General features: G+C 65.8%; 10 protein-coding genes. 2 read left to right on the top strand and 8 right to left on the bottom strand.

Annotated elements, in window-relative coordinates:
- Positions 1 to 17: 17 nt before the first annotated feature.
- The 8 genes from cynS to F816_RS0102440 all read right to left on the bottom strand — a co-directional run bounded on the left by cynS (position 18) and on the right by F816_RS0102440 (position 8,796).
- Positions 18 to 464 (bottom strand): cyanase, encoded by a 447-nt coding sequence (gene cynS, locus F816_RS0102475; protein WP_018145423.1) that lies wholly within the window; start codon positions 462 to 464, stop codon positions 18 to 20.
- Between the two features lie 36 nt (positions 465 to 500).
- Positions 501 to 1,412 carry an ABC transporter ATP-binding protein gene (locus F816_RS0102470; RefSeq protein WP_019593392.1) on the bottom strand — a complete coding sequence of 304 codons (912 nt, stop codon included), beginning with the start codon at positions 1,410 to 1,412 and terminating at the stop codon, positions 501 to 503.
- 29 nt (positions 1,413 to 1,441) lie between these two features.
- Positions 1,442 to 2,290: a nitrate ABC transporter permease gene (ntrB, locus tag F816_RS0102465; protein WP_018176619.1), complete on the bottom strand. Its 849-nt coding sequence runs from the start codon at positions 2,288 to 2,290 to the stop codon at positions 1,442 to 1,444.
- A 3-nt stretch (positions 2,291 to 2,293) separates the two neighbouring features.
- Positions 2,294 to 3,748 (bottom strand): CmpA/NrtA family ABC transporter substrate-binding protein, encoded by a 1,455-nt coding sequence (locus tag F816_RS0102460; RefSeq protein WP_018169997.1) that lies wholly within the window; start codon positions 3,746 to 3,748, stop codon positions 2,294 to 2,296.
- 187 nt (positions 3,749 to 3,935) lie between these two features.
- A complete protein-coding gene (locus F816_RS0102455; protein ID WP_019593391.1) occupies positions 3,936 to 5,585 on the bottom strand; it encodes a sigma-54-dependent Fis family transcriptional regulator in 1,650 nt (549 codons plus the stop codon).
- A 198-nt stretch (positions 5,586 to 5,783) separates the two neighbouring features.
- Positions 5,784 to 6,623 (bottom strand): ABC transporter permease, encoded by an 840-nt coding sequence (locus F816_RS0102450; protein ID WP_019593390.1) that lies wholly within the window; start codon positions 6,621 to 6,623, stop codon positions 5,784 to 5,786.
- Positions 6,620 to 7,903 (bottom strand): ABC transporter substrate-binding protein, encoded by a 1,284-nt coding sequence (locus F816_RS0102445; RefSeq protein ID WP_019593389.1) that lies wholly within the window; start codon positions 7,901 to 7,903, stop codon positions 6,620 to 6,622. The genes F816_RS0102450 and F816_RS0102445 overlap by 4 nt, the downstream gene beginning before the upstream one ends.
- 44 nt (positions 7,904 to 7,947) lie before the next feature.
- Complete coding sequence (locus tag F816_RS0102440; RefSeq protein WP_019593388.1) at positions 7,948 to 8,796, bottom strand: ABC transporter ATP-binding protein; 849 nt, start codon at positions 8,794 to 8,796, stop codon at positions 7,948 to 7,950.
- Between the two features lie 414 nt (positions 8,797 to 9,210).
- On the opposite strand from F816_RS0102440, the gene F816_RS0102435 reads away from it, so the two are divergent.
- Together F816_RS0102435 and F816_RS0102430 are read left to right on the top strand one after the other, a co-directional pair.
- Positions 9,211 to 9,759 carry an OsmC family protein gene (locus tag F816_RS0102435; RefSeq protein ID WP_018950241.1) on the top strand — a complete coding sequence of 183 codons (549 nt, stop codon included), beginning with the start codon at positions 9,211 to 9,213 and terminating at the stop codon, positions 9,757 to 9,759.
- A gap of 34 nt (positions 9,760 to 9,793) precedes the next feature.
- Positions 9,794 to 10,933: an acyl-CoA dehydrogenase family protein gene (locus F816_RS0102430; protein WP_019593387.1), complete on the top strand. Its 1,140-nt coding sequence runs from the start codon at positions 9,794 to 9,796 to the stop codon at positions 10,931 to 10,933.
- Positions 10,934 to 10,945 lie beyond the last annotated feature (12 nt).

Genomic DNA, 10,945 nt, shown 5'->3' with positions numbered 1-10,945 from the left:
GTGACCGATGGGGCACGCTACCAGCTCTTGTAGGGCAGGAACTTGCCGTTCCAGGTGATCTTCACACGGTCGCCCTTCGGGTCCTCGACCTTGTCGATGTCCATGGTGAAGTCGATGGCGCTCATGATGCCGTCACCGAATTTCTCGTGGATCAGCGCCTTCATGGTGTCGCCGTAGACGTTGATCGCCTCGTAGAAGCGATAGATCACCGGGTCGGTGGGGATGGTCTTGTCCCAGGTCTTGTGCGGGAAGGCCTGCAGCGCCTGCGAGACCTCGGGGCCGAGACCGAGGAAGGTCGCCAGCTTGTCGGCCTGGTCGCCCTCCAGGTGGTTCATGCCGTAGCAGGCGGAGGTCACGTAGACCTCGTGCAGCCCGGTGGCCTCGGCGATCGCGGCCCAGGTGGTTCCGCGGTTCTCCTTGGCCTCGAGGATGGTGGTGGTCATGGCGCTCTTGCTGAGACTCATCATGTGCTCCTTGAATGCGATGGATGGACTGGGGGGTCAGACCGCGCGAACCATGCGCGGGCCGGGTTCGGGGTTGGACTCGGGCTTGGCCGGGTTGACGCTGCGCGGGCTGTGACGCGGATTGTCGCCACGCGCGGCCGCCTCCTGGGCCTTGGCAGACATCACCTTGGCGCCCTCGACGAGGAAGTCGACCAGATGGTTGCGGATCGGGTAATAGGCCTCTTCCTGGTGCAGCGTGGCCCGTGTGCGTGGACGAGGGATGTCGATCTTGACCGACTCGGCGACCTGGGCATGCGGCCCGTTGGTCATCAGCAGCACGCGGTCGGCAAGCAGGATCGCCTCGTCCACGTCGTGGGTGATCATGAACACGGTCTGGTGGGTCTCCGACCAGATCTTCAGCAGCTCCTCCTGGATGACCCCGCGGGTCAGGGCATCCAGGGCCCCGAAGGGCTCGTCCATCAGCAGCAGCTTGGGTTCGATGGCGAAGGCCCGGGCGATGCCGACGCGCTGGCGCATGCCGCCGGAGAGCTGCGAGGGCTTGCGGTCCATCGCATCGTCCAGCCCGACCATGTGCAGGTAGCGCTCGGCGTGTTCCAGGCGTTTCGCCTTGCTCCAGTTCGGCCAGCGGGCGCGCACCGCGAACATCACATTGTCGCGTGCCGACAGCCACGGCAGCAGGCTGTGGTTCTGGAAGATCACGCCCTGGTCGAGGCTGGGGCCGGTGATCTCCTTGTTGTCCATGATTACGTTGCCGTCGGTCGGTGTGGCCAGCCCGGCGAGCACGTTCAGGATGGTGGACTTGCCGCAGCCGGAGTGACCGATCAGGCAGACGAACTCGCCCTTGTTGATGGTCACGTCCACGCCCTCGAACACGGTCATCAGTTCGCTGGAGTCGGGCTGCGGGAAGCGCTGGCTAAGGTTCTCGATTTCGAGGAATCCCTTGCTCATGATTGGTCTCCTGGTTGGGCTGCGCCGACTCAGTCGGCGTAGCGCACGAATTTGGTGGCCTGGGCGAGGGAGGCATCCAGCAGGAAGCCGACGATGCCGATCATGATGATCGCGAAGATCACGCTGGCGAGATCGAGGTTGTTCCACTCGTTCCAGATGTAGTAGCCGATGCCGGTGCCGCCCACGAGCATCTCGGCGGCGACGATGACCAGCCAGGCGATGCCGATGGAGATGCGCATGCCGGTGAGGATGGTCGGGGCCGCGGCAGGCAGGATCACGGTGAACGCGGTGCGCAGGTTCGACAGTTGGTGGGTCTTGGCCACGTTCAGCCAGTCATTGCGCACCGAGGCCACGCCGTAGGCGGTGTTCACCAGCATCGGCCAGATCGAGCAGATGAAGATCACGAAGATCGCCGACATGTTCGAGTCGCGGATCACGAACAGGGCGAGTGGCATCCAGGCCAGGGGCGAGATCGGCTTGAGGATCTGGATGTACGGATCGAACGCCTTGTTGAGCAGCGGCGACATGCCGATCACGAAGCCGAGCGGGATGGCGATCAGCGCGGCCAGGGCAAAGCCCAGCAGGACCCGGTAGATCGAATAGGCCAGCTGGATCCCGATGCCCTTGTCGTTCGGGCCCGCGTCGTAGAACGGGTTGCTCAGTTCGCTGAAGGCGTGGCTGAACACCTGGGTGGGGGCCGGGATGCCGCTGCTGGAACTGCGATCGGTCCCGCCCCCCATCAGTTGTTCGTATTCGCTCAGCTCGCCCTGCTGCGGCGCGAGGACCTCCGGGGCGGTGGCCAGCTGCCACACGCCCAGGAAGACCACGAGCATCACCAGCGAGAGGACGGTCGCCCGGAAGTTGAGATTGCTCAACATGGCTTAGCTCCTGCGGATGTCGAAGCTGTCGAGATAGCCTTCCGGGTCGGTGTAGTCGAACACCTTCCCCATGATCTCGAAGTTCTTGTAGGTGTCGCTCGGCGCTTCGTAGCCCAGCTCGGTCATGACCTCAGCGCACTCGCTGGCGAGGAAGACGTCTTCCGCGAGGCGGTTGTAGTCGAAGTCGCGATCCACATAGCCCCAGCGCTTCATCTGGGTGAGGATCCAGGTGGCCATCGAGTGCCAGGGGAAGGGGTCGAAGTCGATCCGGTGCGGGTCGTTCTTGACCTCGCCCAGCCCGTCCGCGTAACGCCCGGTCAGCACCTGCTCCACCACCGATTGCGGCTGGTTGAGATAGGCACGCGGGGAGATGGCCTCGGCGATCTCGGCGCGGTTGTTGATGTCGGAGCTGTACTGGGTGGCCTCGATCAACGCGCGGAACAGGGCGCCGAAGGTGTTCGGGTGCTCGTCGGCGAAGGCGGCCGAACAGGCGAAGGCGCAGCACGGGTGGCCGTCCCAGATCTCCTTGGTCAGCATGTGAATGAAACCGATGCCGTCCCAGACCGCGCGCTGGTTGAAGGGGTCGGGGGCCAGGTAGCCGTCGACGTTCTCGGCACGCAGGTTGGCGACCATCTCCGGCGGCGGCACGACGCGGATGCTGATGTCGCGATCGGGGTCCAAGCCGTGTTCCGCGACGTAGTAACGCAGCAGGAAGTTGTGCATGGAGTACTCGAAGGGCACGGCGAAGGTGAAGCCCTTCCAGTCCTTGGGATCGCGCTTGTCCTTGTGCTTGTTGTGCAGGGTGATCGCCTGACCGTTGATGTTCTCCACCGCCGGCATGATGTAGTGCTCGCGCGAGGAGCCGGAGCCCAGGGTCATCGATAGCGGCATCGGCGAGAGCATGTGCGAGGCGTCGTACTCACCGGACAGCGACATGTCGCGGGCCACCGCCCAGCCGGCGGTCTTGATCACGTCGACATCCAGGCCATGGCGCTCGTAGAAGCCCATGGGGTGGGCCATGATGATCGGCGTGGCGCAGGTGATCGGGACGAACCCGACGCGCAGCTTGGTCTTTTCCAGCGGGCCGCCGTCCTTGATGGCGGCCTTGACCTTGTCCAGCGGCAGGATGGAGCCCAGGGCCGCAGCCACCGTGCCGCCCCCGATCATCTGCAGGAAGCGGCGGCGGTTGATCTCGTTGTGGCCGAACATGCCGCGGACGATGGCGCTCTCCACTGCGCGATCGACCATGGCCTCGTCGCTCAGGTCCTCGCCGGTGGCGTGGGCATCGGCCTGTACGGGCTCATGGGTGGCGCGTCGTTCCAGTTTCTCTTCCAGGTCCGGGGACGCGGTGTCGAAGCAGCTGCAGCTGCCGGGACCGGTGTGCCCGTGGCGGCAGCTGGAGCCATGGCGCAGGTCGGCGTTGGCGTCAAAGGGATCGTGAAGACTCTTGGTCGGCATGGTCGGCTCTCCTCGTGGGTCGAATCGATGCGGGCATCGTTGCCGCGCATGTCGAGGGTCATTGCAGGTGCCATGCCAAGCGTGGGGAATGGGCCGCCCTGGCGGCGTGCGAGAGCCGGGGGGCGGACCATTGGTCGGCATTGTCGACGAAGCGGACAAAAGGTCCGCTGGTGTCTGAGCGGTGGGCCTAAGTGGTTTCTATGCCGAGCTTTTTCAGGCGATAGTGCAATTGCCGCGGGGTCAGGCCCAGGTCCATCGCGGCGCGGGTCTTGTTGCCCCCGGTCTGCTCGATCGCGCGCTTCAGGCGCTCCGCCTCGGTGGCGTGCACGCGCTGATATGGGCGCACCGCGCTGGTGCAGGACGCGCCGGAAGAGGGCAGGGTTCGGGACTCATTGTGCCGCGATGGTGCCGGTGAATGCTCGTCGCGGAGGCCGTGCCCCTCGCCCTCGAACGGGCTGATGCGGGATTCCTCGTGCAGGATCTCGTCGATCAGCGGCGTGCCGATGCGGCCGTCGGTGGACAGCAGCACGGCGCGCTCCAGTACGTTCTCCAGCTGGCGGATGTTGCCCGGCCAGTCGAAGGCCTCCAGGCGCTCCAGCACGCCCTCGTCCACGAGCACGTTCCAGCCATGCAGGTGGGTATAGCGGTCGAGGAAGTGGCGGGTGAGCAGGCGGATGTCGCTGGCGCGGTCGCGCAGGGCGGGCATGTGCAGCGGGATGACGTTCAGGCGATAGAACAAGTCGAGCCGGAAACGCCCGGCATTCACCGCTGCCTGCAGGTTCTGGTGGGTGGCGGCGATGATGCGCACGTCCACCGGGAGATCGCGGTTGCCGCCAATGGGCTGGACCATCCGTTCCTGCAGCACACGCAGGATCTTCGACTGCAACGCCTCCGGCATGTCGCCGATTTCGTCCAGGAACAGGGTGCCACCATCGGCCAGGGCGATCTTGCCGGTTTTGGCGCTGGAGGCGCCGGTGAAGGCCCCTTTCTCGTGGCCGAACAGTTCGGATTCCAGCAGGTCGGCGGGGATGGCGGCGCAGTTGATGGAGATGAACGGCTTCGCATTGCGCTGGCTGATCCGGTGGATCATGCGCGCGATCTTCTCCTTGCCGGTGCCGGAGGCCCCGGTCACGAGCACCGTGGCCTGGGTGTCCGCGATGCGGTGGACCTGCTTTAGGACGTGCCGCAGGGCCGGGCTCTCGCCGAGGATGCCGTACTGCCCGCCCTGGGTATCCAGGGCACTCTTGAGGTAGCGGTTCTCCGAGACCAGCTCGGCGGTGCGCTCGGCGATCAGCTGATGGATGCGCAGCACCTGGCCGATCATGCTCGCGATCACCCGCAGCAGGTTCAGGTCGTCCTGGAACTGGCGCGAACGGCGTCGCAGCCGGTGCACACCCAGCACGCCGATGGCGTGCTCGTCCTGGACGATGGGCACGGCGATGTAGGCGACGGTCTCCTGCGGCAGGGTGGAACGGTCAATGGCGCGCGCGAGGTATTCGGGCTCGTTGTCGATGTCCTGGATCAGGGCGATCTGGCCGGTTTTCATGACGCGCCCGGTGACGCCCTCGCCGAGGCTGTAGCTGCCGCGGTCGCGCTCGGCATCGGTCAGGCCGTAGGCGTGGCGGATGCGCAGCTGGCCGCTGTTCGGATCCGGCAACAGGACGCGGCCGCGGTTGAGTCCCAGTAGCTGGGACATCATCCCGAGGATGCGGTAGATCGCGGCATCCGGGTCGCCGGAGCGGCCCATGAGCTTGGCAACCTCCAGCAGCAGGGTGATCTCCTGCTCCCGGGTGGCCAGGTCCGGTGGGGTCGAATCGGATATGCGGTGGAGTGCCATGCCGTGGGTTATGCAGAAAGCCTGCCAGTGTGGCAACGACGTGTTGGTGGGCGTTCGGGGGCGTTTGACAGGGTCGGGATGACGCGGTTGCCTCGAGGCGGGGCAGGGCCTTGCACTGTTGGGTTGCGCTTGCCCGCTTTGCGGGCGCACAAAAAGGCCCGGCCAGGAATGGCCGGGCCCGGGCATGGCCTGGAGGGATCAGCCCTCCGCGTGATAGCTGCTGCGTTTGATCAGGCGTACGCAGATGGCGTCGAGCATGTAGCCGATGATGCCGATGACCAGGACAAATGCGGCCAGTTTGTCGTACTCCAGGGTGTCGCGGGCATCGTTGATGGCGTAGCCCAGCCCCGAGGTGACGCCCAGGTACTCGGCCGGCACCAGTACGATCCAGGCCACACCCACCGCCAGGCGGATCCCGGCGAACACATCCTGGGCGATCGCGGGCATCACGATGTAGCGCAGGGTGTGGTACGGATTGGCGCCCAGGTTGTTGCCCACCTTGAGCCACATCGGATCGATGCGCTGCACCCCGTGCGCGGTGGCGTAGGTAATGGGCCAGACCGCCGCGATGGCGATCAGGAAGATGATCGCCGCATCCCAGGTGGCGAAGGCCAGTACCGCGACCGGCATCCAGGCCAGCGGCGAGATCATCCGCAGGAACTGGAACGGGACGTGGGTGACCTGCTTCAGCGTCAGGAAGTAGCCGATCATTACGCCCAGCGGCACGCCGATGGCAATGGCGTAGGCCAGGCCCCAGCCCACGCGGTACAGGCTGGACTCGATCGGCGACCACACGGCCCCGGAGCTGACGATGTCCCAGAAGGCCGCCAGCGTGGGCCCGGGGGCGAAGCTGGCGAAGGCCATCGTGTCCTCGTTGTTGCCGATGGCCCAGCCGCCCCAGTACCACAGGGCGAACAGGCCGGCGATGCCGAGCGCCGGATACTGCAGGGCCCGGCGGCCGCGGTCCGCGAGCCGCAGGAGCGGCATGAGCCGCTCCACGGTCGCGGTGTCGGCGGAGAGAGTGGCTTCGCGGTTCATAGCACCACCACCTCCTCGCGGGCATAGGGCGAATCCATGTCCACGCCCGGGGCGCCCTGCCAGGCGGTGTGCGTCTCCATCGCCTTGCGCACGAAGTCGTAGTTCACCAGGTCATCACTTACGAAGTCCGGGTCCAGGCCTTCGAGGAAGGTGGTGTCGCCGCCGACCAGCGTCTCGTTCATCGCGCCGACCAGCATCTTGGTGGCCGACGGGTAGGGCCAGGGCGAGAAGTCGATGCGGCCGTTCTCCCATTCGGGGTGACGGATCGCGCCGCTGTCGGCGTAGGTGCTGTCGTCGTGGTAGTTCGTCATCGCACGTTCCACCACGTTGGCGGGCATCGGGAGATACCCCTTGCCATCGCGCGAGAGCATGGTGGCGACACTCTTCTTGTCTTCCTGGATCGTGCCCTGGGCGCGGACCACGGCGTTCATCACCTTCTGGGTCCACTCCGGCTCGCGGTCGGTCAGGCGCTCGTTCATGCACACCACGCAACAGGGGTGGTTCTTCCAGATGTCGCCGGTGAAGCGCAGCACGTTGCCGCGCGCCAGCAGCTCGCCGGCGGCGTTGAACGGCTCGGCCACGATGTAGGCATCGATGGAACGGGCGGCCAGCGCCGGGGGCATGTCCGGCGGCGGCATGATCATCAGGTTCACCTCGTGCGCCTCCAGGGCCGAACCCTGGTCGCGGATCACCGGGGTCAGGCCGGCGTCGCGCAGGGCCATCTGCATGACCACGTTGTGCATGGAATACCAGTAAGGCACGGCCACGCTCTTGCCGCCGAGATCGGCGAAGCTCTGTACATCCACATGGCGGCCGGTCACCACGGCCGAGCCGTTGGTGTGGGCCCAGGACATGATCTTCACCGGGAAGTCGTTCTGGTAGCGCATCCACAGCGGGATGGGCTTGAGCAGGTGCACGAGGTTGAAGCGGTTGGCGGCGAAGGACTCGATCAGCGGCGACCAGCCGCGAATCAGGGTCGGGTCGGCGACCTCCAGCCCTTCGTCCTCGAAGTAGCCTTCGGAGTGGGCGACCAGCAGGGCGGCCGCGTCGGTGATCGGGATGTAGCCGATGCGCACGACGCCGTCGAAGTCGCTGACGACGCCTTCGGGCTCTTCGAGGCTCCCGGGTTCGGCCCCGAACAGGGAACCGGGCAGGGCAAGCCCGCTCCCGGCCAGGCCGCCGACGGCGGCGGTACGCAGGAAGTTGCGACGGGAGAAGCTGCGATCCAGCAGCCGGTCCAGTTCGCTGTCGATGTCGTGGTGGTTGTCGCAGTTGCACATGGTGGCGGTTCCTCGCTCGGGTTCGGGGCAGTGGTGGAGATGGATCAGGCGGCGCGTACGCGTGCCCGGGATTCTGTAGAGGCCGATTCGGCGTGTTCGCTTTCGGTCTCGGGCGTCTGGGCTTCGGAGTCGTCCTTCGTAGCGGCCGGGGTGCGGGTGGCGCCGAAGTAGCCCATCAGTTCGGCCTTGCGGTCGACGAAGGCCTGGCTATTGCGATCGCGCGGGTGGGCAATGTCGATCGGTAGTTCGGCGGTGATGGTCCCCGGGTTGGAGCCCATGACCAGCACGCGGTCGGCCATGGCGACGGCCTCTTCGATGTCGTGGGTGACGAACACCACCGAGATCCCGCGCTCCCGGGCCAGGCGGGTGACTTCGTCCTGCAGGGCGACGCGGGTGAAGGCGTCCAGGGCCGAGAACGGTTCGTCGAGCAGCAGCAGTTCGGGGTCGGTGGCCAGGCTGCGGGCCAGGGCGACGCGCTGTTGCTGACCGCCGGAGAGCGACTGCACGTTGACCTCGGCCTTCTCGCTCAGGCCCACGGTCTCCAGCAGCTGGTCGATGCGTTCGCGCATGTCGGTCTTGCGGCCCTGGAAGATCAGGCCCAGCGAGGCGTTCTTGCGCACCGTCATCCAGGGGTAGAGCGAGGGCTTCTGGAACATCATGTTCCAGCGCGGGCTCGGCTTGATGACCTGGTGGCCGTTGATTCGCACGCAGCCTTCGCTCGGCAGCAGGAGCCCCGCGAGCATGTGCAGCAGGGTGGACTTGCCGCAGCCACTCTGGCCGATCAGGGCGACGGTCTCGCCCGGTGCGACGGTGACCTGGATGTCCTTGAGCGTGGGGGCTTCCTGCCCGGGATAGTGGTGGGTGATGTAGTCGATGGAGATGGCGGCGCCCATGGCGTTTCCCTCTTGACCTTCGTTCATGAGCCGCCGGATGGATCGGGTCGGCGGCGCGTTCAAGGGGGTTCCTTACAAGGGGCGTGCCAAACCCGTCGTGTTGCCCGGGAATTTCGTCCGGCCCGGGGGCGAAACGGCGCGCTGGTGCGCAATACAGGGAGCGGCGAACGAGGCATCGCAGGAGCGGTGGGATCCGGCGCGGGGAGTGAGGAGTGGACAATCCGGACAATTCGGACCAATTCGAGTGGACAAAGCGGACGGATTGTCCGACCGGGAATGGGTTGGATTCGGGTGGACCGGCTGGAAATGGCTTTGTGGTGCGGTCCGCACGGTTTTGGCACGGCTTCTGCACCGGGCTGGACGACCCGGTCGAAAGCCGGGGATCGACGAATCCAAACCATCAGGAGCACCACCATGTCTGCAGCCGAAGCCACCACCTCCCTGTCCGTCAACGGCCTGGAGCCGATCGACCAGAATGGCCTCAACAACCTCGCCGCCAAGGGCAAGGCCAACCCCGAGAACATCGTGACGCTGAAGGCCACCACGGTCTGTGAGGGCAAGTTCCGCAACCTGACCTTCGTGCGTGATCTGGAGGCCCACGTGATCGACGAGCCGCCGCATCTGCTGGGCGACGACACCGCGCCGAACCCCTCCGAAGCCGCGCTGGCCAGTCTGGGCGCCTGCCTTTCGGTGGGCATGCACGCCAACGCCGTCGATCGCGGCATCACGCTGACCAAGCTTGAGCTGACCCTGGAGGGCGACATCAACGTGACCGCCGTATGGGGCGTCGGGGACACCGACGTGAACAAGCACCTCGGCTTCTCCGATATCCGCGTGAAGGCGAACCTGGAAGGAGATGCCAGCGAGGAGCAATTGAAGGAGCTGGTCGCCCACGCCGACTTCTGGTCGCCGGTCGCCAACACCATGCGCAACCCGGTCAAGCTCAGCGTCGAGCTGGCCTGAGCCCGGTCCTGCTGCCCAACGGGAGTAAACCCCAATGCTTGAAACCCGCACTCAAGACGTGACGGGGGTATCGCCGGCCGCAGGGCCGGCGGATGCCGATGCCGCGCTGCGGGCGCTGGTGGAGCGCGATCTCGCTCCGCTGACCGCCCGTATCGATCGCGAAGGCCTGTACCCCGAAGATTTCCTGCGCGAGGCCGGTCGCCTCGGCGCCTTCAACCGCCACCTGGCCAGTCAGAACGCCAGCGGTACCACGGATATCGCCAGTGCCATCCGCGCGACCGAGGTGATCTCGGCCGAGTGCATGACCACCGGCTTCGTGGCCTGGTGCCAGAACGCCTGTGCCTGGTACGTGGAGAACAGTGGCTCGGACACCCTGAAGCGCGAGGCTTTGCCGAAACTGGCGAATGCCGAGGCGCTGGGCGCGACCGCGCTGTCCAATCCGATGAAGTGGTTTGCCAATATCGAGGACCTGAAGCTCTCCGCGGAACGCGTGGACGGAGGCTATGTGGTCTCCGGTGCGCTGCCCTGGGTCTCCAACCTGGGTGAGGATCATTATTTCGGCGCGATCTTCCGCACGACCGGCGAGAATCCACGGCCGGTGATGGCGCTGATCAATTGCTCCGATCCCGGCTTCAGTCTGACGGCCTGTCCCGAGTTCACGGCCCTGGAGGGCTCGCGTACCTTTGGCTGTCACTTCGATCAGGTGTTCGTGCCCGACGAGCACGTGCTGGCGGACTCGCTGCCCGAGTACATCCGCCGCATCCGGCCCGGATTCGTGCTGCTGCAGATGGGCATGGGGCTGGGACTGATCGATGGCTGCATTCAGAGCATGCGCGAAGCCAACGAGACGCTGGCTCACGTGAATGGCTATCTGGATGACCAGGTCGGCGAGCTGCAAGAGGCGCTGGAGGATGGCCGTGCTGCCTGTTACGCCTTGTCGGAGACACCCTTTGATGAGTCCGAGCGCTTCTTTGCCGATGTGCTGCAAATGCGCCTGACCGGTTCCGAGTTGTCGTTGCGCGCGTCGCAGTCGGCATTGCTGCATGCCGGGGCCCGAGGGTATCTGGCGAACGCCGCCGCCCAGCGCAAGCTGCGCGAGTCGTACTTCGTCGCCATCGTGACCCCGGCGATCAAGCACCTGCGCAAGGAGCTGGCGCGCATCCACGCGCATTAGTCCATCACCCAC

The organism is Thioalkalivibrio sp. ALM2T (assembly GCF_000381505.1).
GTDB classification, from domain to species: domain Bacteria; phylum Pseudomonadota; class Gammaproteobacteria; order Ectothiorhodospirales; family Ectothiorhodospiraceae; genus Thioalkalivibrio; species Thioalkalivibrio versutus.
The sequence above is the reverse complement of the archived record's forward strand: the minus strand, read 5'-3'. Positions and strand labels throughout refer to the sequence as shown.